24 protein-coding genes and 1 other RNA gene are annotated in these 24,946 nt (G+C 58.2%); 13 read left to right on the top strand and 12 right to left on the bottom strand.

Going from position 1 to position 24,946, the window contains the following annotated elements; genetic code table 11:
• Positions 1-20: 20 nt before the first annotated feature.
• Together C0398_00610 and ispF are read left to right on the top strand one after the other, a co-directional pair.
• Positions 21-1,427: a DNA repair protein RadA gene (locus tag C0398_00610; protein MBA4364493.1), complete on the top strand. Its 1,407-nt coding sequence runs from the start codon at positions 21-23 to the stop codon at positions 1,425-1,427.
• The gene (gene ispF / locus C0398_00605) at positions 1,424-2,611 is read left to right on the top strand and encodes a 2-C-methyl-D-erythritol 2,4-cyclodiphosphate synthase (protein MBA4364492.1); all 1,188 of its coding nucleotides are present in this window, start codon (positions 1,424-1,426) and stop codon (positions 2,609-2,611) included. Before C0398_00610 ends, ispF begins: the two co-directional genes overlap by 4 nt.
• Before the next feature lie 13 nt (positions 2,612-2,624).
• Here ispF and ffs read toward each other — a convergent pair.
• The 9 genes from ffs to C0398_00560 all read right to left on the bottom strand — a co-directional run bounded on the left by ffs (position 2,625) and on the right by C0398_00560 (position 11,781).
• An RNA gene (ffs, locus tag C0398_00600) (signal recognition particle sRNA large type) lies at positions 2,625-2,889 on the bottom strand.
• Positions 2,890-2,932: 43 nt separating this feature from the next.
• Entirely contained in the window at positions 2,933-3,988 is a 1,056-nt protein-coding gene (locus C0398_00595; GenBank protein MBA4364491.1) for a hypothetical protein, read from the bottom strand.
• 7 nt (positions 3,989-3,995) lie between these two features.
• Positions 3,996-4,604 (bottom strand): dTMP kinase, encoded by a 609-nt coding sequence (tmk, locus tag C0398_00590; GenBank protein ID MBA4364490.1) that lies wholly within the window; start codon positions 4,602-4,604, stop codon positions 3,996-3,998.
• Positions 4,604-6,136 carry a single-stranded DNA-binding protein gene (locus C0398_00585; GenBank protein MBA4364489.1) on the bottom strand — a complete coding sequence of 511 codons (1,533 nt, stop codon included), beginning with the start codon at positions 6,134-6,136 and terminating at the stop codon, positions 4,604-4,606. Before C0398_00585 ends, tmk begins: the two co-directional genes overlap by 1 nt.
• On the bottom strand, positions 6,100-6,783 hold the full coding sequence (locus C0398_00580) for a deoxynucleoside kinase (protein ID MBA4364488.1): 684 nt from the start codon (positions 6,781-6,783) through the stop codon (positions 6,100-6,102). Before C0398_00580 ends, C0398_00585 begins: the two co-directional genes overlap by 37 nt.
• On the bottom strand, positions 6,780-8,453 hold the full coding sequence (locus tag C0398_00575) for a hypothetical protein (protein MBA4364487.1): 1,674 nt from the start codon (positions 8,451-8,453) through the stop codon (positions 6,780-6,782). The genes C0398_00580 and C0398_00575 overlap by 4 nt, the downstream gene beginning before the upstream one ends.
• Entirely contained in the window at positions 8,450-9,292 is an 843-nt protein-coding gene (locus tag C0398_00570; protein ID MBA4364486.1) for a hypothetical protein, read from the bottom strand. Before C0398_00570 ends, C0398_00575 begins: the two co-directional genes overlap by 4 nt.
• 2 nt (positions 9,293-9,294) lie before the next feature.
• Positions 9,295-10,899, bottom strand: coding sequence for a hypothetical protein (locus C0398_00565; GenBank protein MBA4364485.1), 1,605 nt, complete (start codon positions 10,897-10,899; stop codon positions 9,295-9,297).
• Between the two features lie 78 nt (positions 10,900-10,977).
• The gene (locus tag C0398_00560; GenBank protein MBA4364484.1) at positions 10,978-11,781 is read right to left on the bottom strand and encodes an octanoyltransferase; all 804 of its coding nucleotides are present in this window, start codon (positions 11,779-11,781) and stop codon (positions 10,978-10,980) included.
• A gap of 112 nt (positions 11,782-11,893) precedes the next feature.
• On the opposite strand from C0398_00560, the gene C0398_00555 reads away from it, so the two are divergent.
• The 10 genes from C0398_00555 (at position 11,894) to C0398_00510 (ending at position 21,484) form a co-directional block, all read left to right on the top strand.
• Entirely contained in the window at positions 11,894-12,634 is a 741-nt protein-coding gene (locus tag C0398_00555) for a hypothetical protein (protein ID MBA4364483.1), read from the top strand.
• A 1-nt stretch (position 12,635) separates the two neighbouring features.
• Complete coding sequence (locus C0398_00550) at positions 12,636-13,550, top strand: TIGR00159 family protein (protein ID MBA4364482.1); 915 nt, start codon at positions 12,636-12,638, stop codon at positions 13,548-13,550.
• On the top strand, positions 13,537-14,760 hold the full coding sequence (locus C0398_00545) for a hypothetical protein (protein ID MBA4364481.1): 1,224 nt from the start codon (positions 13,537-13,539) through the stop codon (positions 14,758-14,760). The genes C0398_00550 and C0398_00545 overlap by 14 nt, the downstream gene beginning before the upstream one ends.
• A gap of 81 nt (positions 14,761-14,841) precedes the next feature.
• Positions 14,842-15,744: a hypothetical protein gene (locus C0398_00540; protein ID MBA4364480.1), complete on the top strand. Its 903-nt coding sequence runs from the start codon at positions 14,842-14,844 to the stop codon at positions 15,742-15,744.
• Complete coding sequence (locus C0398_00535) at positions 15,741-16,673, top strand: hypothetical protein (GenBank protein ID MBA4364479.1); 933 nt, start codon at positions 15,741-15,743, stop codon at positions 16,671-16,673. Before C0398_00540 ends, C0398_00535 begins: the two co-directional genes overlap by 4 nt.
• Before the next feature lie 149 nt (positions 16,674-16,822).
• Entirely contained in the window at positions 16,823-17,089 is a 267-nt protein-coding gene (locus C0398_00530; GenBank protein ID MBA4364478.1) for a 30S ribosomal protein S15, read from the top strand.
• A 6-nt stretch (positions 17,090-17,095) separates the two neighbouring features.
• A complete protein-coding gene (locus C0398_00525; GenBank protein MBA4364477.1) occupies positions 17,096-19,243 on the top strand; it encodes a polyribonucleotide nucleotidyltransferase in 2,148 nt (715 codons plus the stop codon).
• On the top strand, positions 19,188-20,483 hold the full coding sequence (locus C0398_00520) for a hypothetical protein (GenBank protein MBA4364476.1): 1,296 nt from the start codon (positions 19,188-19,190) through the stop codon (positions 20,481-20,483). The genes C0398_00525 and C0398_00520 overlap by 56 nt, the downstream gene beginning before the upstream one ends.
• Positions 20,464-20,919, top strand: coding sequence for a dUTP diphosphatase (locus C0398_00515; GenBank protein MBA4364475.1), 456 nt, complete (start codon positions 20,464-20,466; stop codon positions 20,917-20,919). The genes C0398_00520 and C0398_00515 overlap by 20 nt, the downstream gene beginning before the upstream one ends.
• A complete protein-coding gene (locus C0398_00510) occupies positions 20,843-21,484 on the top strand; it encodes a uracil-DNA glycosylase (protein ID MBA4364474.1) in 642 nt (213 codons plus the stop codon). The genes C0398_00515 and C0398_00510 overlap by 77 nt, the downstream gene beginning before the upstream one ends.
• A 115-nt stretch (positions 21,485-21,599) precedes the next feature.
• Here C0398_00510 and C0398_00505 read toward each other — a convergent pair whose 3' ends face one another.
• A complete protein-coding gene (locus tag C0398_00505) occupies positions 21,600-22,031 on the bottom strand; it encodes a hypothetical protein (GenBank protein MBA4364473.1) in 432 nt (143 codons plus the stop codon).
• Between the two features lie 33 nt (positions 22,032-22,064).
• Positions 22,065-22,499, bottom strand: a complete 435-nt coding sequence (locus C0398_00500) for a nucleoside-diphosphate kinase (GenBank protein ID MBA4364472.1) — start codon at positions 22,497-22,499, stop codon at positions 22,065-22,067.
• 205 nt (positions 22,500-22,704) lie between these two features.
• On the opposite strand from C0398_00500, the gene C0398_00495 reads away from it, so the two are divergent.
• Positions 22,705-23,670, top strand: coding sequence for a hypothetical protein (locus C0398_00495; protein MBA4364471.1), 966 nt, complete (start codon positions 22,705-22,707; stop codon positions 23,668-23,670).
• Between the two features lie 62 nt (positions 23,671-23,732).
• Here the strand turns inward: C0398_00495 and C0398_00490 are convergent, their stop codons facing one another.
• The gene (locus C0398_00490; protein MBA4364470.1) at positions 23,733-24,938 is read right to left on the bottom strand and encodes a hypothetical protein; all 1,206 of its coding nucleotides are present in this window, start codon (positions 24,936-24,938) and stop codon (positions 23,733-23,735) included.
• Positions 24,939-24,946 lie beyond the last annotated feature (8 nt).

Genomic DNA, 24,946 nt, shown 5'->3' with positions numbered 1-24,946 from the left:
TCTCGACATAGGAGGGCACGATGGCGAAGCCCCAGGTTCAGTACAGGTGCAGCGAGTGTGGACATATCAGCGTCTCGAGACTCGGAAAGTGCCCCGAGTGCGGTTCCTGGGGCTCCTTCGTTGAGGACGTGCCCGGAATCGAGGTCACGGAGCGGCCGGCCTCGAGAGTGCCGATTTCCGGGATACTGCCCGCAGAGGCGGATCTGGAAGTCGCATCGGAGAATGTCCAGCCGGAGCAGCGCATGGTGACAGATATCGGACCATGGGACGAAGTATTGGGAGGTGGCCTGGTGGTCGGCTCTGCCGTCCTTGTGGGAGGGGAACCCGGCATCGGAAAGTCGACACTTGTCCTGCAGGCGGCAACTGCTCTGGGACAACACGGAAAGGTATTGTACGTGAGCGGTGAGGAGTCTCGCTCTCAAATCCTCGGGCGCGTTCGCCGACTGGGGCTGGACCCGAAGAACCTTCTCCTTGCCACCACCAACTCGCTTGCTGATGCGCTGGCCATGGCTGATCGAGCTAGACCGGTGGCGCTTGTCATGGACTCGCTGCAGTCGTTCTCGACGGAGGAGGATTTCTTCGGATCCGGTACGCCGGCTCAACTAAAGATCACTGCTGCTGCCATCGCCGGGTTCTCCAAGAAGTCTGGAGTGGCTGCGCTGATCATCGGGCACGTGACCAAGGACGGGACGATTGCGGGTCCCAAGTACGTCGAGCATCTGGTCGACGCCGTCCTCTACATGGAGGGAGATCGATTTGGTGCGTACCGACTGCTGAGGTCGGGGAAGAACCGCTATGGCAGGAGCGGGGAGACCGGGTTCTTCGAGATGACGTCGTCAGGGCTCGTACCCATTTCGGATCCGTCGAGCGCGTTCGTGACCGACGTACACAACCTGCAGTCGGGGTCTGTGGTGGTCCCTGCAGCCCAGGGGAGTTTTGCTGTGCTCGTTGAAGTCCAGTCTCTGGCTGCTACTAGCTACCTGCCTTCCCCGCGCCGCATTGCGACCGGACTGGACTATGGCAGGCTCATGATCGCGCTGGCAGTGATCGAACGCAGGGCGGGCACGAGCGCTGGAGGCAGAGACGTGTATGTCAATATCTCGGGTGATTTTTCGGTTGAGGATCGAGGTATCGATCTTGGTGTCGTCCTGTCACTGTACAGTGCAATACGCAACGTGGCAGTACGTGACGGGGTCATGCCGATCGCAGAGGTCGGTCTCGCAGGAGACCTGCGCCCCGTGTTCAACTTGCACCGGCGCATCGAGCTGGGGGCACGCATGGGGTTCAAAGAGTTCATCGTGAGCGATAAGGTTCGCGACGACCTTTCGGACCTCCATGGTCTCACGATTCATCGAAAACGCTATGTGAGTGAGGCGATTGCCGCCAGTTTTCCACGAGTCTCCGATGCCGGAGGCGAGTCACAGTGAAGGCTGTCAGAGCTCATCGGCCGAGTCTTGCCGCCATTGTCGTGGCGGCTGGAAGCAGTACGCGGTTTGGAGGGGACAAGCTTCTCGCTCCTTTCGCAGGGAAACCGCTGATCTGCACTACTCTGGAAGCGGTGTGCCAGGCACCCGTGCGCCGACTGGTTCTGGTCTGCAGACTGCAGGACCGTGCGAAGATGGAGAAGTGCGTTACCCAGGCAGCTCTTCCACGCCGCGTGCACGTTTTTTTGGCGAGCGGAGGTCCAACGCGAGCCGAAAGCGTTCTTTGCGGCCTCAAGACGCTTCTAGACAATGGTGCTTCCGATCAGGATTGGGTTCTGGTTCATGATGGCGCCCGCCCGCTGGTCTGCCGAGCACTTCTGAAGAGACTGCTCGCGGCAAGGGATACGGGAGACATTGTCGTACCTGTGATTCCGGTGGCCGACTCATTGCGGCGAACGTCGGCAGGCGGGACAGAGATACTGGACAGAACGGGGGTCGTCGCTGTTCAGACACCTCAGTTCTGCCGAGTGGCAACGCTCCAGTCCGCGTATCTCAGGGGTGCGGATCACGCATTGTTTGGTGACGAGGCGGCGCTGATCGAGTCAGCCGGTGGTCAGGTTGTGACTGTCGAAGGCGACGCCCGGAACATCAAGGTGACCGTGCCAGGGGATGCTGAGATTGTCGAAGCGGCATTCAGCGCGAGAGCCAGGACCGTGGTGGGGTTCGGTTACGATGTCCATCGGTTCGTGTCCGGGCGACCGCTGATCCTCGGCGGCATCAGGATCGCCTCGGAGCTGGGGCTTGACGGGACATCGGACGCCGATGCTGTCTTGCATGCGGTCATGGACGCTGTCCTCGGATGTGCTGGGGCGGGAGACATTGGCCGCATGTTTCCATCGTCAGACGGGCAGTTCGTCGGAATCGACAGCTCCGTGCTTCTGGGACGTGTCATGGCGGATAAACGGATTCGCAGACTGAGGATCGTTTCGGCGGACATCACTATTGTTGCTGAGAGGCCAAGATTGCGGGATTACCAGGCTCCTATGCAGAGAAGACTCGCATACCTCCTTGGACTTCGGTCGACTGATGTCGACGTCAAGGTGAGCGGCAACGACGTGATAGGCTGGATCGGCAGGGGTGAAGGCATTGCCTCGCTCTGTGTTGTGACTGCCCTCCGCCCAAGGTAGGAAGAAGACAAAGCCGTACGCCGAGCACTTGTTGCGCAGGCCCCCGGCGTGGTCGACTGTCTCCGGCTCCAGTTGCATCGGGCCACGGCACATGTTCCACTCAGTACTGTTGCTTCCTTCCGGACCTGGCAGAGTTCAGAGCTTCCCATTGCATGGTGTGCAGCCTTCAACGCCTTCAACAGGGACTGTTTCGGAAACGTACGTCCCGCGTGCCCAGCATGGACCCCGGTGAGCGGATTCCGGGCGACAGGGCACCGCTAGCTCCCCGTCCTGTACGGCTTCAGTAGTATATAGGCTGAGATGTTCCCCGTCAACCTGTCGCTACTGCAACTTCGTGAGGGCGATGGAGAGGCGACTCGTCTGACCCTTGGACACTGATACCGGGCCTGACCACGGGAGATACCCTGGCAGTTCCAGGTAGATCTCATGCGAGCCCTCCTTCAGCGTGCTGAACGTGAAGGGCGCGATCTGACTCGTGGCCTGGCCATCAATTGTTATGGACGCTCCGGCAGGGTCAGTGGATATGGCAAGCCCGCCAAGTGCAAGGTCGAGCTTGTACTGCTTGGCGAGAAGGATGCCTTCTTTCACGGAAAGCATATCAGTGATGTCTGTGCTCCCGTCCAGCTTGAGTGTCAGAGCGTAGTCGCCCACGGGGAATGAGTCGATCTTCAATGGTGTCACGCCGTATGGCTTGCCGTCCATGATGACTTGAGCTCCAGTCGGGTCCGACATGATGCTCAGTTTGCCAAAGGCCTGCATGAGAGAGAAGTCCTGGGCGCTCTGTGCCGCATCGGAAAGGTCGACTGTGCGCGAGATTGCGGCGTAGCCCTTGAGGGAAACGACCAATGCGTAGTTGCGCGGTTTGAGACCCGCCACTGTCAAAGGTGTGACGCCTTTGGCCGCGCCATCGAGCGCAACTGTTGCGCCAGGCGGGGTAGACGTGACGACCAGGGAGTAGGCAGCGTGTGTCATGTTTGCAATGACTTGCGTAGTGGATCCCCTCTCTGCCGTCGTGGTACCGTTCCAGACTTCCCAACCAGGAAGGCGGATCTGTATCGCATGGGTCCCTGGGGCCACGTGGGACAACAGCAGTGGCGTCGTCCCGACCTGCTGCTCGTCGAGGAACACGGTAGCTCCTGATGGGAATGATCGGATGTTCAGGCTGGCTGTCCTTCCCTGGAGAAGCAGGAAGACCGCCGCGGCCGCAACTGCAGCGATCAGTACGAATATGATCCAGATCCTGCTTCTGCGACGGCGCTGCGGGGCGGGGAGCACAGGATTTCCAGCAAGAGCTTGTGCCGTGCGTGACTCCTGGAGGCTTCCAAGGAGCTCGTCGATGCGGTCAGGTTCACGAGACTGCCGTTCGGACATGTTCATACCTCCGCTATTCCAGTCGTTTCAACACTGCCCCCAGCACATCGCTGAAGACGTCATCCGCAGGACGAGCCGCATCGATAATCACCCACCGTTGGGGCTGGCTCATGGCTATGTCCAGATAGGCGTGGCGCACGGCGTCGAGGAACGAGCCTCGTTGCTCGATCCGGTCGAGGTCGGTCTTCCGGGCCAGGGAAATGCGCGGATCGATATCCAGAAGCAGCGTCAGGTCAGGGACCAGGCCCGAGGTAACGATGTCCATGAGTCGCTCGACTCGTTCTTTTCCGACCTTTCCTGCAACCCCCTGGTAGGCGACAGATGAATCTGCAAACCTTTCTCCAATGACGACGTCGCCGCGTTCGAGTGCGGGGTTGATGATCTCATCGATGTCCTGTCTGCGATCGGCCGCGAACAGCAATACTTCAGAGAACAGCGACAGGTTGATCTCGTCGTGCACGAGGATCGTTCGGAGCTTCCGTCCGAGCATCGTTCCTCCCGGCTCGAATGTGTGCGTGACAGAGAACAGTCGCTCCGTCAACGCCCGCTTGAGCCGCTCAGCCTGTGTACTCTTGCCGCATCCGTCGATTCCCTCGAACGTGAGAAAGAAGGCACGCCGCATCACACGGCTCCTGGTGGGCCCTGAGTCGGCTTCATCGTCGGAGAGTACACGACGACGCGCCGGAATGGCTCGATGCCTTCGCTCTCACTGAACAGCCCAAGTCGTTCTGCCAGTCTGTGCTGCATCCGCCGCTCGAAGGCATCGGAATACGGCAGTTCACGTGAGGCCGAGGAGACGACAGCTTCGCGCATGAGATGAATCCACGAAGCATACTGATCTTTATCCACGGACATCGAGTGGATGCGTCTGAGGAGGTCCTTGATGGCAGCCAGACTGTTCTTGCTGGTTGTATACAGCGGCAATCCGAGCGCCTCGGCTCGTTCTACAAGAAATGGTTTCTTGGCTGCGAGCGTGTCACTCAGCAGCACGATGTCTGCGTCCTCCATCGTGCGCGCGACTCGTACGTCGGTGTGCAGACTGTGGGAAGCCCGCTCGATGTAGCTCTGGCTGACTCCCTGGATGTACAGCCTGACGCTGGAATCCTGCGTCCATAGCTGCTCGGTGCCAGTTTGTGGAGCGGAAGCCTCTTCCTGACCAAGAGGTTCGATGACGAACTCCTTGCCGGCCGTTCTCCTGCGTATCTCGGGTTGTACGTCGAAGCCGCGCAGGACTCTGTCGACAACGTCTGCCAGGTTGCGGTATACGGCCAGGATATCGCGTTCACGCAGTTCCACGAGGACGTCGAATGTGGGAGCAGACTTGCGTTCGAGAACGCTCTTCTGCGTTCCACGGCGCTGCGCTTCTTCATCGCTCAGCGTAACCGTCTGGATACCTCCGAGCAAGTCGATGAGGGTCGGGTTGGTGATAAGGTTGCCCAGATCGTTGCCATGTGCCGTTCCAATGAGCTCGACGCCGCGTTCAGCGATCGTCCGACATGCCTGCGCCTCTTCGATGCGGCCGATCTCATCTATGACGATGACTTCCGGATTGTGGTTCTCCACGGCTTCAATCATGATGTCGTGCTGCTCTTTGTTAGACGGTACCTGCATGCGGCGAGAAGACCCGACGCCGGGATGGGGAACGTCACCATCCCCCCCGATCTCATTGCTGGTATCGACAATGATGACGCGCTTTTTCAGTGTATCGCTGATGTAGCGGGAGGCCTCGCGCAGCAGAGTCGTCTTGCCGATGCCCGGTCTGCCGAGTATCAGGATGCTCGAACCTTTCTTGACGAGGTCTTCGATGATCTCGATCTTGCCGTACAGGGCCCGTCCGACCCGGCACGTCAGTCCAACCACGTCGTTGTGCCTGTTGCGGATGGCGGAAATGCGATGCAGCGTCCGTTCGATTCCGGCGCGGTTGTCGCGGTCGAATTCTCCAACTTTTCGGACGATCGAGTCGATGTCCCCCTTCGTGACCCTGCTCTCGCTGAGGGGAACAAAGTCGAATTCGAACCGAGCTTCAGGGACACGTCCAAGGTCCAGCACGACCTCGACGAGCTCGTCGAACCGGTCTAGCCTCTCGAGCTCCTCCTGTAGAGGTTCGGGGAGGATACTCAGGAATGCCTGGGTATCGTAGTCGTGTGCTGCCATGTCAGTCCTTTCTGGATAAGTGCTTCAGCAATGCGGTCGGTAACCCTCTCGTATTCGCCGAAGAGGCTGAACAGATCAAGGTCGTCTGTATCGATGGCGATCAGGGGGGCGCGCAGAAACGAGCTTGCCCATGCATCATAGCGCTCGTTGAGTTTCCGAAGGTAGGAAGAGGGCAGGGCCTTCTCGAACGAACGCCCCCGCGACTGTATGCGTCGTGAGAGTGTTCTTGTGGACGCACGGAGATAGACGACGAGGTTGGGTACCGGGAGGTTCTCCAGCAGGTACTCGTACAGCTGCAGATAGATCTCGTACTCGACACGGGACAGCGCTGTACGGGCGAAGATCTCTGCGTCCTCATAGAGGGTGCGATCCACGATCTTGGCATGATTCAGGGCGCCGGCTTCCTTGAAGAGCTTCACTCGTTGTGTGAGAAAGAAGAGTTGTGACTGTATGCCCCATCGCTTGGGATCATCGTAGTAGAGCTTGAGGAAAGGGTTCTCCTTGACCGGTTCAGGGAGCAGAGTAAGCCCCCAGGTGTCGGCCAGATGACGCGTCAGCGTGGACTTTCCCACGCCGATGTTTCCGGCGATGGCAAGGAACAGTGGACGGTCAGCGCTGGCCGTCGTGGGCAGAGGCTCACTGCTCATGAATTCTTGAGTTGAGCGGGGTCGAACGTACCCTGCTCGAAGATACTCTGATAAAACGAGGCCCAGGAGACTTTCTTGTTGCTGGTCCGGGAGATTCTGCGCATTTCGCGGAAGCGAGTTCGGAACATGAACCGGGCGAGAGAGACGCCAAAGTCGAATGTGGCGATCGATGAGAACGACGATGCAAGATCGGGAGGCAACGGGACGCGTTCCTGAAGGAACGAGCACGCGTCATGATGGGTGAGCCTGTTCTGCAGGATCTCGATATCGAGCGCAGCTGCCGTGTCCTCGATGAGGAGTTGGAGCGTCGTAAGCAGACTGTTCTGTGGTGTCAGCACGCCGTCGAGGTTGGCAATGTTCTGCAGCTCGAACAGGGAGAGTGCCGTGATGAATGTCTCTCGCTGAACGTGAAATGCCAGACATGGGTCCCAGCTGCTGATTGCGGTCTGGATGTATGCTTTGCCAGGGAAATAGGTCATCATGAGAGCGATCTCGGGCGAAAGCCAGCGACGGGAAGACGCTATCGGACAGACGGTCTGTCGGCGGTCGAGTGAGGCGCCTTTCAGGGCAACCGCTTCTGGATCATCATATGCCGGACGAGGCGCGAGCTCGTCCCCTAGCACGGGTACGGACTTGAGTCTGTAGCCGGGGAAAAAAGAGTGGAGGCGGGGATAATCCTTGTTCATCCAGTCGTCGATGGCTGCTTGATCCAGGCGCCGTGCGACAGAAGCCTGGAGAACGTCCCTCACAACCTCGTCCGTGCTTCTGGAGGCATCCAGTTGGGCAGCTGTCTCGCTCAATTGACGCTTCAACGTCTCTGTCTCACGTTCCAGATGCTCCTGTGCTTCTTTTGTGCTTGCCTCGTCGAGTGAAGGAAGCAGGATAGAGAGTACTGGATCCCGGGTGGAATCGCCAGTACTGGTGGAGTGAGCCAGCCGTGGTTCCAGCCTGCTCATGTACTGGCGTGCCTTGAGAATGCGCTCCGCAATAGCCTGCTTGTCATCGAAGCGACTGGCCCTGTCTTCTGCGAAGTGGAGGTACTGGTCAATGATGTGGGATTCCTCGAGAGCCAATTCCTGGTGAGAGCCAGAACGCAGCTGGATTTGTTCTGCAGGCGCGGTCGGAGGTGTCGACAGTTCCTCGAGCCGGCGAGCGAGGGCTTTCCCACGGACGTACGCGGGGATCTCTGTCATATACAGCAACTGATAGAGGCCCCGTCGGGCGTTGCGCAGCTGCCAGAGAGTGTCCCCGAAGTATCCGGCTCCAATCAGGACGGACAGGCTGTCCATGTAGGGCCGGAGAACGAGCGCTGAGCGATGCTCGCTGTTGCCGAGCTTCCCTTGTTCGAGCTTTGCAAGCACTTCACGCTTGTCGTCGAGAAACCGCTGCATCTGTGCAGCATTCGTGGCCGAGAAGTCTCCCAGATGATAAAGGTATCTGTGCGTGCCTGCGCTCAGTGCATCCACGGGCAGGAAGAAGCTGGTTTCATCCTGGATGTCCTGAAGGAGTTCGTTGTACTTGGTCAGTGCCGGCTCAGCCTGGGGATTGTTTTGGCGGGTGTCCGCTCTGGAACGTCTGCTACGAGGTGGACGGTTTGTCTTTGGGCTGATGTTCCTGGGGTTCTCCGGGGCGGCCGAACCAGCCGGAACCTCTCTTCGTGGGCGTGTCACGAGACTGTGTCGACCTGCAGTGGTTCAAGTGAATCTGGAACCTGGATGCCAAACATGATGTTCCACCACCTCATGAACTGTTTGTAGCGTGTATCACCGTTCACAAGACCGCTCTCTTTCTTGAGCAACTGTGCCCGATTCTCAGGGATCAGCTGAAACTTCTTGGTGGCCAAGGCATCTTCTGCAAGTCTTCCACTCTCCGCCTGCTCGAAGGTGAGCTGGCGGCCGGCCGCGTCTGTATACTTCCAGCCCCATGTGGCAAAGTACTCGCGTACTTCGTCTGACGACACGGTGGTATCCTTTGTCAGGGTCTCTTCATAGGCTTTGGACGTGGCCCAGAGCTGGATGTACGAGCGCATAGCCGGAGACCGCAGTCTCTCGGTCTCGGTCGTGTCGTCTGGCAAGACGTGGTCGGTCACATAGGCCTCGACGGCAGTGTCGATGGCCGATGGACTCACGATGATTCCTAGTCGTCGAGCCTCGTCGGATTGAGCGTGCATGACAATGAGTCGTTGAATGGCTTCCGTGTTCAACCCTGTAACAAGATACTGTGTCTTTGGGTCCGACGGGTCCGCGAGATCCACTCGTGCCTTGTAATAGTCGCTGGTCGCGTCGAAGGGCAGGTCGACAATCATCGCCAGGACATGTTCCTCAGTAACAGGTTTGCCATTGACATAGAAGGCGACGTTGCGGGAACCTGCTACCGGGATGGCGACGATAGCTGCGACAAGAGCGACCAGGAGAAGCGATGCCATCATGATGAAGGCTGTCCGGCGCGCCCTTGGGCGCGCCTGGACTGGGGGCCTTCTGGACGAATCAGTGTCGTCTTTCGCAAGCATGGCTACTGAGCTGATGGAGTGGTTGGCACGTCCGTCGCTGCCGGAGTCGTCGTCGTTCCCTTGCCCGTGGCTTTGACGATCCACTGCCCAATTGCTCCCAGCACCTTGCCGATACCACGGCTGTACCATCGGGTGATACGCGACCACTGACCCTCGCGGACGGGGAATTGCTCCTTGAGTTTGGTCACCAGTGCAGTTATTGCGGCCGCCTTGCGCTCATCTTCCAGAGCGGTCTTGACCTTGTCATACGTAGCCTTGTCACTCAGGTTTGCCTTCACGAGCGGCTTTCGGTCCAGAAGCTGGACGATCTCGTATGAAGAACCATCGACGAAAGGTTTGGTATACTGGCCGGTTTTCAGACTTGCGAGGGCGTCGAAGCGGGTCGCATCGCTTACGCTCGAGAAGTAGTCCAGGATGCCTCCCATTGTGGCGTCGGTATCCGTGGAGTACTTCGTGATCGCGGTCTTGAACGACAAGCCCTTCTGCAGCTCTGCATATACCTTGTTTGCAAGGGCCTCGGCAGCCGTTGCTCCGGTTGTCTGGTCTCCGGTTCCGAAGCCGAGGACGATGTGTGCGGCTTTCACCGTCTCGGCGGTATCGTAGATCGTGCTGACAGGTTCCTGTGCGATCTTGTTGATGATATGGAAGCCAAACTCTGTCTGGACGGGTCCGACGATGTCGCCGGTCTTGGCCGCAAAGGCGGCAGTCTCGAATTCCTTGACCATCTGCCCTGTGGTGAAGAAGCCCAGTGTCTCGTAGCGAGCATATCCTGCGGTCTTCTTGTTGAGTTCGGCCGCTTTTTCCTGCGCGTACTTGACGAAATCGAACGTGGCATTCTCACTCTTCTGTTTGACGACTTCGTCGTAGATGGCCTGAGCCACCTTCTTCTTGGCGGCGATGGTCGAGGAAGAGTCGTTGTCGGCGTCTATCATGATAAGGAGATGATCGGCGTTGACACGTCCCTGAGACGCGAAATAGGTCCTGATGTCCGCGTCCGAGACGGTGACGCCGGCGTTGACCTCAGCAGTCACCGCATCAGCAAGTTGCTGCCGTTCGACATATGGCTGGATCTGCGTGCGGAGCTTGGCTTTGAACTTGTCCATCGAGCCATACTGAGCTATGACGGCATCATCAAATCCCTGAGCGTCCGTTCCAAACTGCGTCTTGGACTGTGTGACGGCAGTTTCGACTTCCGTGTCGAGAGCGGTCTTCAGCTTGGCCTCGTCGATTTTCATGTTCTTGGATGTGGCATATTGGATGAACAGCTCCTGCTCGATCGAGCTGTCAATGACGTTCTTGCGAACGGACTTGAGTGTGCTGGCATTCTCTGCAGCCGTCAGGTCCATTCCATACTGCGTATACATATCTATGTAGTTCTGGACGCGCGCCGTGATATCGGACTGGAGGACTTTGCCGGTGCCGACCTGATATGCTATCGTTCCGGTAGTGCTCTTGACTGCAAACAAGGAGCCCCACGTGGCGAGCGCGACGATGAGTACGACGGCAATGACTCGCATGACAACGGGAAACCGGTCCTTGTGATACGTTCCCGGCTTCTCGACGAGTCCCGCCTTGCGTTCCTGTCTGATCCTGCTTTCTTTTCCCATCCTATCACTCCTCGGTCGCGTCTGCCTCTGTGGACAGACGACTCAGATAGTAATCATAAGACTATACCATGATTCCTCTCATCTGAAAGCGTTCCAGTCTTCTCGGCTGTATTTCCGAGCAACAATACCGGAGACGTTGAGTGTCTCTCGCGCCGTAAGAGAATCGGGAAGGAGGCGGACGCCGTCGGCACCTGAAAAGGCTCCGGCGAGGGCATCTGCCATTTCACCGAATGAGACGGCCCGGTGTGTCTCGTCGCTGACGCTGGTCATGAGGCGAGCGGCCCGCTGTGCGGCATCATGCGCGTTTGGCTGGGATGTCCGGACTACAGCAAAGAGCTTCTCCAGGTCGTTCTTCAGGACGACTGAGCCGTGCTGGAGGAAACCGTCCCTTGTTCGCAGCTGTGCAGAGCCGACGATTTTCCTGTGTCCAGCAACGATGTCGGTTGTCCCCGGCGCGGTGAAGCACGATGCGGACACAAAGCCGGTGGAGCCGTGCGGGGCAAGCGCGGCCGATACTCCAACAGTCAGGAGAGCCGCGACAATCGGCCCGCATATCCACTCATACGACGCTTCCAGCCCCAGAGCATAGAGAGGATCCGACTGTGGAACGGACACCGAGTAGGTGACTTCCATGTCGTGAAGCACCGCTCTGCCTCCCGTAGGGCGTCGGACCCACGCAAGATGTCTCCTATCCATTTCGGCAAAGTCCAGAGCCTCTGAAGCTCGCTGAGCGAAGCCAAGGGATGCGGTGGCAGGCGTCCATCCATAGAGACGGAGGACTGGAACGCCCGACGTGCAGGCAGCGTCAAACAGTGCCTCGTCTGTGGCCATGTTCTCGTATGGAGTGCCGATGCCGGACATGATGCATCGCCAAGTTCTCATGCCAACATGCTACGGGCATGGACGCCGGTGTCAAGGAAGACCAGAGTGAAGAGAAGTCCAAGAGCTGCTTTCGTGTTGCATTTTGGCCCTGATGTCTTAGTATTGATGGCACATGATGACCGCCGACTGGACACACGAGTACTTTGACGATACGTACAGGCGCCTCTTTCTGGATACGGTAGACCCGGCCAGAACAAGGCAACAGGTGCAGCAGCTCCTGAGGCTGTGCACAGTACTCCCTGGAGCCGCCGTGCTCGATGTTGGATGCGGCGTGGGACGACACAGCATCGAGCTTGCGAAACTTGGCTTCAGGGTGACGGGCGTGGACATGAATGCAGACTACATTGCTGCGTGTCGCGAGCGTACTGCACAGCTGGGGTTGAAGGCCGAGTTCCATGCGGTGGACAGTCGTGTCATGAAGCTTGACGTGAGAGCAGATCTGACCATCTCTCTCTGGAGCTCATTCGGCTACTACGGTGAGATCGGTGATCTGCAGGTACTTGAGAGAGTTGCGGAGCACACGAGGCGAGGCGGGCGTGTAGTCCTCGACGTTGAGAACCGTGACTACATCGTGAAGCACTTCGTACCCGAAGAGTGGCATGAAAATGAGCAGGGACTTGTCTTCGAGAAGCGTCGATTCGACGCGACGGATGGCACTGTCTCCACGAGACGCGTCGTTCTGAGCGGGGGAGAGCGTCGTGAGTACCGTCGGGTGCTGCGTATGTATACTGTGACTGAGCTGACAGCGCTGCTTGAAGCAGCGGGGCTGCGGCCTCAACGCTGGTGCGGTGACTATGATGGATCACGGTTTGGACTTGAGTCCAGGCGCATGATCGCTATTGCTGAGAGGTGATATGGTTTTCCTGCAGAGGTTTTTTGCTGACCTGTTCGTGAATCTTACGCCAGCACGAGGCATTTCCATCGTCATCGACGTCGCCCTGACATCCCTTCTCTTCTACGCTGTCCTGAGACTCATCTCGAACACACGCGCGCTGCAGCTGGCCCAGGGTCTCGTGATCTACTATCTGCTCGTGTTCGGAGTGGAGTGGCTCAGTCTCAAGGCCGGGCTGCTGGCTCTCAACAGCGTGTTCAGCTGGTTGCGCAGTTTCTCGACCACTTTCCTTCCCCTGCTGCTTGTCATGGTCTTCCAGCCTGAACTGCGGCGGATGCTCGGTCGACTAGGCAGCAGCAAGCTGGTATCATCCGACACGCGCACTCAGTTCATGGACGTTCACGATTGGGAAGAGTCCGTTGACGAGGTTGTGAAGAGTGTCAAGTACCTGTCGATGAACCGGATCGGGGCGCTCATCTGCATGCAGAGACAAACGGGTCTCGAAGACTATGTCGAGACCGGAGTCCGGCTTGACGCTCTGGTGAGAGCCGAAACAGTGTCCACGCTTTTCTACCCCAACAGCGCGCTCCATGACGGCGGCGTCATCGTAGCGGGCAATCGAATCGTTGCTGCGAGGTGTCTCTTTCCGTTGACTGCAAGTGCGGACCTGGAGCGAGGACTTGGAACCAGGCACCGTGCCGCCATTGGCATTACGGAGGAGACTGACGCCATTGTTGTCGTCGTGTCCGAGCAGACAGGAGTCATTTCTCTTGCAGTACGCGGCAAATTGACGCGCTATCTGAGCCCACTTGAGCTCAGAGGAATGCTGCTGGTCATGACGAAGCCCATAGCCAGTGAGCACAGGTTCAGCCTGGCCGGATTCTTCCGTAGAAGGAAGTCGAACGGACAACAGGGAGGTGGAGATGGCCAAGCGTAATATCGGTGCCATGCTGTTCAACTCCAAGATCGTCTCCGTGCTCCTGGCTGTGCTGCTCTGGGTCTACGTCATCGGGATCAGGGGTCCTGACACGACGAAATCCGTCGAGGCGCAGTTGATCGCCGTGAACGTACCTCAGGGGTACGTCCTGGCAGGGACGCTCCCCACGGTGACGGTGACATTGGCTGGCCCCATGAATACGCTGTGGAACGTCACGAGCGGCTATGTGACGCCTACCGTCGACTTTCGGGGAAGAAGTGAGGGGTCCTTCATTGCATCGGTTCAAGCTCAGGTCGTTGGGCTTACTGGCGTGACAGTAGAGGCTGTTGATCCCAGGGAAGTCAATGTGCAGCTCGAGCGTTTGGAGACGATTACCGTCCCTGTGCACGCAGAGGTGAGCGGTACGTTGCCGCTGAGTCTGGTCCTCGGGACCCTGCGCGTTGAGCCGGAGTCCATCGAGGTGTCGGGCCCCGGATCGCTCGTGAGCCAAGTGAAGGAGGCGGCGCTGGTCGTTGCACTGGACAAGCTGGGAACCGCCGTAGGTGGCAATCTCACGGTTGCCGGGGACGTCGTCGCGTATGATGCCAGGGGGAATGTCGTTGAGGGCGTACTGTTGTCTCCGCGGTCGGCAGTTGCCATTCTTCCGATTCTTGATGCTGCAACGTTGAAGACGGTGCCAGTCATTCCGAGTGTCATCGGGCATCCTATGAGTGGGTACGTCGTGGCAAGCGGCTCGTGCACCCCGGCAATCGTCATGGTTACGGGCACGGCAGTGGCGCTGAGCCAGGTTCAGGCGATTTCGACGATTGCAGTTGATGTGTCAGGCGAGTCGGGGATTATCACGAAGCCAGTTGACCTGGTCCTTCCGCCGGGAGTCTCGCTTGTGGCTGGCAGCAAGGCCGTGTCGTGCCGTGTCGTCATCGAGCAGGTTGTCGTTCTTGCCATCCCGGACGTGCCGATCGAGGTTCGAGGAGCAGGATTGGGGTGGAAGGTATCTCTTGGTACGACATCCGCGTCGGTCCTTATCAGCGGGACGACCTCCGCCGTCATGGCTCTCGGGTCTTCGCAGATCAAGGCATATGTCGACGTCAGCCAGCCTCCGCTCGCCGATGGCAACTACGCTGTCTCAGTGGATGGGCTGATACAGGGCGTTGTCTCTGCAACGGTGACGCCGTCTTCGGTTGTTGTCGACGTGCAGAAGGGGCCGTAGCCGACGCGTGGTGGCTCTGGTGAGCCCAGCCTGGAGCACAAGATACATCGACGCTCATGGCCTGGTGTCCCGCCTGTGAGTATGTTGCAGCCGGAAGGCTTCTTTGCGCTGTTCAAGCCGAGCGGCCTCAGTAGTGCTGGCGCGCTCCGGGTTGTCAAGAGGATTCTGAGCGCCGACAAGGCCGGCTTTCTCGGTACACTGGACGTTCCGGCCATGGGAGTGCTTCCTATTGCTCTTGGCTCTGCAACGAAGCTCATCTCCTTCCTTCCGCCGAGCGAAAAAGAGTATGTCGGCGAACTCGTTCTGGGGATTACCACGATTACCGACGACATGGAGGGGGAAGTCATCGAGCGCAGGGGTGCCACCGGTCTCGAGGCTGCGGCCGTGAAGAAGGCTATCGAAGGCGTGACAGCACAGACTGTGCAGGTTCCCCCGCATGTTTCAGCCAAGCACCACGATGGCGTACGAGGATACAAGGCAATGCGAGGCCAGGGCCGTCTCATCGATTTTGCTCCGGTCCCGGTGGCAGTGCGGCGGTTGACTGTGCTGCAGGAGCGGCAGGACGCTGACCTTCGTCGTATCGTGTTTCGCATGACCGTGACCCCGGGCTTCTATGTGAGAGGGTTCTGCCGGGATGTGGGGGCTGTCCTGGGATGTGGGGCATGTATGGGGCGACTCCTGCGTACGGGAGCCCACGGGTTTGGTGTCGGCGACACATTGTCACTGGGAACGCTGCGGCGCAGGGTAAAGGGTGGGGACCTGTCGTTTCTGACGTGGGGCGAGACCAAGGCAGGTCTTCTGGCGACACTGCCACACATTGCTCTTGACGATGTCCAATGGAGTACATTTGGCCATGGGCTGCCCGTGGACTGCGACATTGACGTGGAAGCGACTGCCATGGTGAAGCGTCCCGATGGTCGCCTGGGCGGTGTGGCGGCGGTCAGAGGCGGGAAGGCGTGGCCAGTGAAAGTGTTTAGCGAGTGAGCAGCGTCTATCTGTCGTCTTTCGAGTTCCCAGGGATTGCCTCCGCGGTCGCCGTAGGGGCGTTCGACGGGTTTCATGTCGGTCACCAGCGGATTGTCCGGGAACTTGTCGATTGTGGCCGCAAGGCGTGTCTTGCAACTGTCATCTATACCTTCCGACGAAATCCAAAACTAACGACTCGGGGCATCCAGGGTCTCCTGACCACGAACAGTGAGCGTGTTGAGTATGCTGGGAAGAATGGGGTTGAATCCATCGTCCTCGAGGATTTCTCGGCTCGTTTCCAGGGGCTGTCTGCTGAGGCCTTCGTAAGCGAGGTCCTTATCGGCCGCCTGAATGCATGGGTTGTTGTCGTAGGTCGGGACTTCCATTTCGGCAAGGGCCGCGCCGGCGATGCGGAGACGATGGCGCGGATGCTCGACAACGTGGGGCGCAGACTCATCATCGTCGCTCCCGTGATGGTCGACGGGGAACCGTGCTCCAGTTCCATGATTCGCACGGCCATCGTGGAGGGTGATGTGGAACGCGCAGCAAGGCTCCTCGGGCGTTCCTACTCCATCGAGGGAGTCATCGTCACGGGAAACCGTATGGGAGGGCGCCTTGGTTTCCCAACAGCGAATGTTGAGGTCCCCGATCCCGTGAAGTTGCTTCCCGGCAATGGTGTGTATGCGGTGCGAGCCGTGGTGGATGGGGCGATTGTGAATGGGGTGTGCAACATCGGCGTTCGTCCGACAATCGTTGCCGCATCAAGGCGCACCGTCGAAGTGCATCTGCTCGACTTTGACCGGCAAGTATACGGGCACCTGGTGTCCGTAAGGTTTGCGGCCCGCCTTCGCGAGGAGGTGCGCTTTGCCTCACCGGCCGCACTCGCGAAACAAATCTCGCGTGACGTGCTCATGGCGCGCGTCATCCTCGGGCCGGCCGGCGACTGACAGGGAATGACATAGTGAAGTCTTGTGCTGACCGGTTTTCCTTTACTTGTCCTGTGTTTCTGGTACAATTTTAGTACATTTCTCCCGCACTCGGTCTCTCGTTCCGGCTGGACGTGAGACTGGGTCCTGGGACACCTTGGAGGTACAACATGCTTACAGCCGAACAGAAGTCGAAGATTATCGGTGAGTTCAAGCTCAGTGAAGATGATACCGGCTCGTTTGAGGTTCAGGTTGCAATGCTGTCGAAGCGCATTCTTGCGCTTACAGAGCACCTGCAGAGCCATCGAAAGGATTTCAGTTCCAAGCGCGGGCTCTACAAGCTGGTCGGTGAGCGCCGGAGACTTCTCAGCAGTCTGAGACGCGTCGACGAGGACCGTTACGCTTCATTGATCAAACGGCTGGGAATCCGAAAGTAGGAGCCAATGTTGCAGAATGATGAGATAAAGACCGTTCGCGGCAGTATTGCAGGCAAGCCTGTCACGTATGAGACTGGACGGCTGGCCAAGCAGGCCGGCGGAGCTGTTCTGGCGACCATGGGTGGCACTGTCGTACTCGCCGCAGTCACTGTCAGCAACAGCACAAAGGAAGGACTCGATTTCTTCCCCTTGACTGTCGACTATTTTGAGAAAATGTATGCGGCCGGGAAGATCCCGGGTGGATTCTACAAGAGAGAAGGACGTCCCAGCGAGCGTGAGATTCTTCGTTCGCGGCTGATCGACAGGTCGGTCCGGCCTCTGTTCCCCAAGCACTTCCGTCGGGAAGTGCAGGTCATCGTCTATGTGCTGTCTGCCGATGGAGAGAATTCGCCTGACGTGTTGGCCATCAACGCGGTATCGGCGGCGCTTCTTATCAGCAATGCCCCGTTCGTTGAAGCAGTCGCCGCAGTGAGGGTCGGCAAAGTCAATGGCGAACTTGTGTTCAACCCCTCCTCTTCTGCGATCGACGAGAGTGTACTGGATCTTATCGTGTCTGGCACGACCAATGGCATTCTCATGGTGGAATCCGGGGCTCGCGAGATCAGTGAAGCAGAGATGGTTGAGGCCTTGGTGCTGGCACAGGAACCGATCAAAGAGACGTGTCGCATGGAGGAAGAACTTCGCGTCCAGGCTGGCAAGGAGAAGATCGTCGTCCCCGAGCTGAAGCTCGATGCAGCCATTCAGAGCGAAGCTCGTTCCATGATCGAGGAGCGTCTTCCCCTGGTGCTCAAGGACAAGGAGAAGCTGAAGAAGGAGAAGATCCTCGATGAGTTCAAGGGTGAACTCGCCACCGAACTCGTGGGGAAGTATCCCGAAAGTGGGCTGGCGATCGGCGAGGTTCTTGACGCAGAGATCAAGCATTTCATCCGGCATCGTGTCGTGACTGAAGGCGTGCGTATCGATGGTCGCACTCCCGAAGAGATTCGGCCGATCGGGGTCGATGTTGGCGTTCTTCCGATGAGTCATGGCTCGGGATTGTTTTCCCGGGGTCAGACTCAGGTCCTTTCGATTGTCACCCTCGGAGGCAAGAAAGAAGGTCAGTTGGTCGAAAGCCTCGAGGAAGAGGTTACCAAGCATTACATGCACTACTACAATTTCCCTCCCTTCTCGGTGGGTGAGACTCGCCCTATGCGGGGACCTGGACGTCGCGAGATTGGCCACGGTGCACTGGGAGAGAGGGCACTGCTTCCCGTTATTCCGGATGAGAGCGAGTTTCCATACTCGATTCGCGTTGTCTCCGAGGTGCTTGAGTCCAACGGTTCGACGTCGCAGGCTTCCATTTGTGGCAGTACATTGGCACTGATGGATGCTGGAGTACCGATCACGGCGCCGGTTGCCGGCATCGCGATGGGCCTGATGAAAGAAGGCGACAAGAGTGTCATCCTGACTGATATCCAGGGAGCCGAGGACGCCAATGGCGACATGGACTTCAAGGTCGCGGGCACTGCAAGAGGCATCACGGCATTGCAGATGGACATCAAGATTCACGGCGTCGACAGCGACTTGCTGTCTGCGGCCCTGGATCATGCCCGCACTGCGCGTCTCTTCATTCTGGACAAGATGCTGTCGGTTCTTCCTGCTCCTCGTAGCGAAGTCAATCCGCTGGCTCCACGCATCTTCACGATGCATATTCCCGGAGACAAGATCGGCGCCCTCATCGGCCCCGGGGGCAAGGTCATCAAGAAGATCATTGCCGATACCGGGTGTGACATCGACATCGAGGATGATGGTTCTGTGTTCGTGACTGCACCAGACGGGGCAAAGGGTCAGATTGCCATGGATGCGATCAACGCGATTACCGAGGATATCGTTGTGGGCAAGGTCTACATGGGCAAAGTGACCGAGTTGCGAGACTTTGGCGCTTTCGTGGAGATAGCACCCGGCAAGTCCGGTCTGCTGCATGTCTCACAGATATCTGACTCGTATGTCAAAGACATCCATTCCGTGCTCAAGGTCGGCGAACAGATTCTGGTCAAGACTCTGCCGCTCAAGGACGATGGCAAGATCTCTCTGACCCGCAAGGGCCTGACTGGTGGAAATGCCGACAAGACTTCTCCTGAGTCCCACGATGACCATCACCATGGTGATCAATAGCGGAGAGCGCAAACCGGAAGTCATAACATTCAGCAACGGCATCCGCGTCGTTTTCGACGTTGACAAAGGGCACCCGACCGCAGCGGTCGGGGCCCTTGTTGCTAGTGGCTCCCGGTTTGAGGATGACCACACGCATGGGTTGAGTCATTTCATGGAGCACATCCTGTTCAAAGGCACAGAGCATCGAAGCTCGCTCGAGATTTCGTCAGCTATCGAGAATGTGGGCGGTGAGCTGAATGCATTCACTGATACCCAGTACACCATGTTCTATATGCGCGTCCCGGCAATTCATACGCCTCTCGCGCTCGACGTGCTTTCCGACATTCTTCTGCATCCCTCGTTTGACCCGGCAGCCATCGAACTTGAGCGCAGAGTCATCGAACAGGAAATCTACTCATTTGAGGACAGTCCCGACGACGTCGTCACGGATGAGCTTCTCAAAGGGGTCTATGGAAGCGACCCTGTTGCGTCGAATCCGCTGGGAACTGTAGAGTCAGTGCGTTCCTTCAGGCGGAGCGACTTCGTCGAATACTTCCATAAGCATTTTGCTGCCCCGGACATCGTTCTCTCACTTGCGGGAGACATCGATGTTGACGCATCGGCACGTTTTCTCGAGGATTCCTTTGGGCGGCTTGCGAAGGGACCAGGCAGGGTCGAGTGGGGAATCCCCACCCGGGCCGCTGTTCGAAGGGAGACAGAGCGACCGACGGAGCAGGTCTATCTGGCTATGGCACTACCCGGCTTCGCTCAGTATTCGAAGCATGGGTCGATTCTGAATCTCGTGTCCAGCATCTTCGGTGGCAATATGTCGAGTCGCCTGTTTCAGAGGGCGCGCGAGAAGGAGGCTCTTGTCTATAGCATTGGCTCTTTTCCTGTGGCCTTCAGCAATACCGGATTGCTGGGCGTTTCGGCCGAGAGTTCCCCGGAAAACGCTTTGCGTGTCCAGCAGGTCATCCGCGAGGAGATCGAGAACATGCGGCACGACAAGATCAGTATGGCCGAGCTTCAGCATGCCAAGGAGACTGTTCTCGGCGGATTCCTGCTTTCGCTGGAATCCTTCTTCCGTCGTATGCATCGAAACGCGTCCGAGCTCTACATGAGAGACTGGATACGGACGGTCGCGGACGTCACCGAACAGGTCAACTCGATCACGCTTGGTGAAGCATTGAGTGTCATTGATGACGTTTTTGACATCTCCCAGCTGGCGGTCTCGATTGTCCATGGACCCGACAAGCACTGAGTTGTGCGTAGGCGTTCACAGACTGTCTTCTCGCGCGGGACAGCTGGCGCGTGCAACATCAGGGTCGTCCGGCTACGATCTTGCAAGTGCAGAAGACGGGGAGCTGACCATTCTGCCTGGCGCCGTCGCTCTGGTGCGGACGGGGTTGGCGCTTGAGTTACCTCCTGGCCTCGAAGGGCAGGTTCGCAGTCGTTCCGGCCTGGCGGCCAGAAGCGGTGTGTTTGTCCTCAACTCGCCAGGCACCATCGACAGCGACTACCGTGGTGAAGTGAAGGTTGTGCTGGCGAACTTCGGCAATGCGCCCTTTTCGGTGTTCCCGGGAGATCGTATCGCACAGTTAGTGTTCATACAGGTCCCGAATGTCTGCCTCGTGGCCGTCGACGAATTGGCACCGACAGAGAGGGGGGCTGGTGGCTTTGGGTCCTCAGGTGTCTGACATGAGAGAGACTCTCCTGGCTTCAATTGCCGAGGAAGTCGCGTCCTGTCAGAAGTGCAAGCTTGGAGCCACTCGGACGAAGGCCGTCCCAGGCGTCGGATCGGCCCATGCCCAGATCTGTTTTGTAGGCGAAGGCCCGGGACGTGAGGAGGACTTGTCGGGTATCCCATTCGTCGGCCAGGCGGGACGTTTGCTGGACAGGATCCTGATAGCCGAGGGGCTGAGCCGCAGAGACTGCTACATCTGCAATATCGTCAAGTGCAGGCCGCCAAACAACCGTGTGCCGGAGCCTTCCGAGGTGTCGGCCTGTTCGCTCTACCTGTATGCGCAGTTGGCCGTCGTGGAGCCGGAGGTCATCTGCCTCCTGGGCAATACGGCACTGCGCTTCTTTTTTGGAGAGCAATACTCCATCGGGCAGGTGCGCGGCACGATTCTGGTCAAGGATGAACAGCGCTTCATGCCAATATATCACCCGGCGGCTGCTCTACGGAATCCTCAGTATGTGCAGGTCATCCAGAGTGACCTGCGAAAGCTTGCTGCCTTGATTCAGCGGACGATGGACTAGGTTCGCGCCGACTTCAGAAAAGAAAGCTGCCAATCGTGGATGGGCAGCACGCTCTTGTGGCCCTCCAGACCGTCAGCTATCGTTCAGTCGAATCCAGGGAATGATGGATGGAGGACTATTTGCACAATCCTACGAACTCGGTCAGCACCGCCACAAGGTAATCGGCTGAACCGGGCTTCATACTCTTTGTAACCTCCTGCACGCTCCGGACACGCTGTCGGATGACTTTCCGAATGATCGATGCTCCCTGCTTCGTGCACTTCAGGACGACCTGCCTTTTGTCCACCAGGTTCTGTGTCTTGGTGACATAGGTGAGTTCGACGAGGCGATCGACCATCTCTGAGACCGTGGACGCAGCGAGGCCCGTAAGGTGCGTGAGGTCTTTGACATTGATGGCCTCACCGAAGTAGACAAGCTGGAGCACCTGGAACTGCGGCAGCGTGATTCTCACGCTCGACAGTGCATCGCGGCCCTTCTTCTTGATCCAGTATGAGATGTCGCGCAACAAGGACTCTAGTTCGGTAGTCGTCTCCCTCATGGTTTCCACACCCCTCCAGCGTTGATTGTTGATTCCAGGCGTCTATTCATGGACAGTGCCGAGAGTCGCGCGAGAGTCCCCAAAGACAAGTGTCAACTCTCGTTCTGCGTCGGTTGGGGATGCGGACGCGTGGACCACATTCTCGGTCAGTTGAGTGGAGAAGTCTGCTCGAATGGTTCCGGGCAGTCGGTCTTCGGGTCTGGTTGCCCCGATCGCCGTTCGAACAAGCGCTATTGCGTTGGGCGACTCGACCTCAAGGGCGACGACGGGGCCCGATGTCATGAAGGACAGCAGTGCCGCAAAGTAGTCACGTCCATTGTGTTCAGCATAGAAGATGCGCGCGAATGCGTCGTCCATGCGAAACATCCGCATGTTCGAGATCTCAAGACCCTTCTGCTCGATGCGCGTAATGATCAGACCGACGAGACTGCGGCGTACGCCATCCGGTTTCACCATCAGGAGTGTTCGCTCACTAATCACTTCGATTGCCTCCAGGCAGAGCTGTTCGTGCAGGATTGAGGGCAGAATTGCTTCGCTTCCCTTCCAATTGTAGCTATTTCTCGTTGCTTCGCAACGTCTCTCTAACGCGGCAGCCAACCGGCTCACTTGTCAGGCGCTGCCAGCCTGATATCATGTAGAAGTGCCAGGAAAAGGGATTCGGTGGTTCACCGTACTTATCGCAGTGCTGCTGGTGGCCGCATTGGGGCTCGGCTGGATGGGGTTGCGAGGCACTGCGCCTGCTTCTGCCGTTCCAGCTGTACCTTTGGGCGCCCAGGCCCTTTGTGTCGTGACCCCCAGTGACGAAGCGCGGAGTCTTGTCGTGAATGACATTCTGAACGCACGCAAGTCGGTTCTGGTGGAGTGCTATCTCATTTCTGACCCTGCAATTGTCCAGGCGTTGAAGTCTGCCAGACTGCGCGGATGCGATGTGCGGGTCATCATGGAGGAGGCGCCGTTTGGGGGTTTCTCCATGAACCAGACGGTTCGCAACAAGCTGAGAAGCTCCGGCATCGACGCCGGCTGGGGCAACAGGGTCTACTCGTTCACTCACGCCAAGTATGTGGTCATCGATGAAGTGGTTGCCTGGATCATGACGGCCAATCTGAGCAAGAGCGCCTTCGACAAGAACCGCGAGATCCTTGTCCGGACTTCCAGCCAGAGCATAGTACAAGATCTCGTGCGCATTTTTTGGGCAGATCGACGGCGGAATCCGTGTGCTGCCGGGTCGCTTGTCGTCAGCCCCGTGAATGCTCGCCAACGCCTTCTTGACATGCTGAGAGGATCAAGCCGCAGTGTGGACATCGTGAGCGAAGTGTTCGACGACCACGAGACGTCCAGGCTCTTGCAGGATCTTGTGAGGCGAGGCGTCGTCGTGCGTGTGCTCATAGCGGTACCCGAGAGAATCGCTGTCAATGCCGTGGCAAGGTCGGATCTGGAAGGAAAAGGGGTCGCCGTCCGATACCTCGAGTCTCCGTATCTTCACGCGAAGTATATCGTGGTGGACGGGCGCGTGGCATATGTCGGGTCACACAATCTCACCGCCGGCTCACTCGACGAGAACCGTGAAGTCGGCGTCGTAACGGACGACACCATGGTCATCTCAACTCTCGCGACGTCCTTCTCGGGTGATTGGGACTCAGGCAGATAGAGGAGCGCCCCACAGTAGTGTGGGGCGCGTGGAATCATTGGTTGTTCGGTCGCTGGCGAATCCTACATGCCGGCAAAATCCCAGTCAATGTCAGCTAGTCGATCCTGGAACGCCGCAAGATCTGCGTGAGATCTCATTGCCTGCTGCAGCTGTCGTGCGCCGTTCGTTGTCCCGTAGAGGATAACGCCCACAATGACACCATCCTCGAGGACAACCTTGCGGTAGGTCTGTTGACCTTGCGCCTGGATCACCTGGACATGCTGCTCCTGGGTCGGATTGACGTTGCCCATGCTCAGAACATCGATGCCACAAGTCTTGAGCGAACTCGACATGATGCTCCCCTCGTACGCAGCTGTGCCGGGTGAGACCATGTTCTGAGCCGCAACCCTGGCTTGTTCCAGGCAGGGAGGGACGATGCCGTAGACACGTCCGCGGTGCTCGACGACGTCGCCGGCGGCATAGACATCAGGTGCAGATGTCTGCATGGAATCATCCACCTGAACACCCCGTCCTGTGGCGATACCTGCTTCCCGGGCGACGGTGACATTGGGGCGGACTCCCGTGGAGAACAGGACGAACTCGCCTTGTGCGAGGCGGCCGCCCTTGAGGAGGACGCCTGCCGCACCATGTTCTCCCGAGAGAATCTGCTGAGACTCGGCGCCGAGAAGAGCAGTGACGCCCAGACTCTTCAGGTGTTCCACCAGCATTTCCGCTGAGCGTTCGTCGAGCTGGTTGGGCAACAGCCGACCGGCGAACTCGATGACGATGGCTCTCATTCCTCGCTCTGCCAATGCTCTTGCCGCTTCCAATCCCAGCAAGCCTCCGCCCACGACGACCACAGTGGCACCTGGGACGATGCGAGCCAGCAAAGCATCTGCATCATCAAGTGTCCTGAGCGTGAAGACACCGACCTGGTCTGCGCCGGGCAGGGGCGGTACAAAGGGTGACGCTCCGTTAGCCAGCAACAGCCTGTCGTAGGAAAGCACAGTGCCGTCGTCGAGCGTCACTTCATGCTCTGCGGCATGCACGTGCACGATGCGGCGTCCACTGATCAGCGTTATCCTGTTTTCAACATACCAGCTTGTAGCATGCATAAAGAGCTGGTCTCTGGACTTGCGACCGGCCAAGTACTCGATCAAGTCAGGACGAGGATAATAGGCAACGAACTCGACGTCGACGATCGTGATCTCCGACGATGGATCCAGTTTTCGCAGGTGCTGTGCCGCCGCTGTGCCGGCAGCCCAGCCTCCGGCAATGAGGTACGTCATTGTGACCG

Origin of the sequence: Coprothermobacter sp. (assembly GCA_013824685.1) — a bacterium.
Lineage (GTDB): Bacteria > Caldisericota > Caldisericia > Cryosericales > Cryosericaceae > Cryosericum.
The sequence above is the reverse complement of the archived record's forward strand: the minus strand, read 5'-3'. Positions and strand labels throughout refer to the sequence as shown.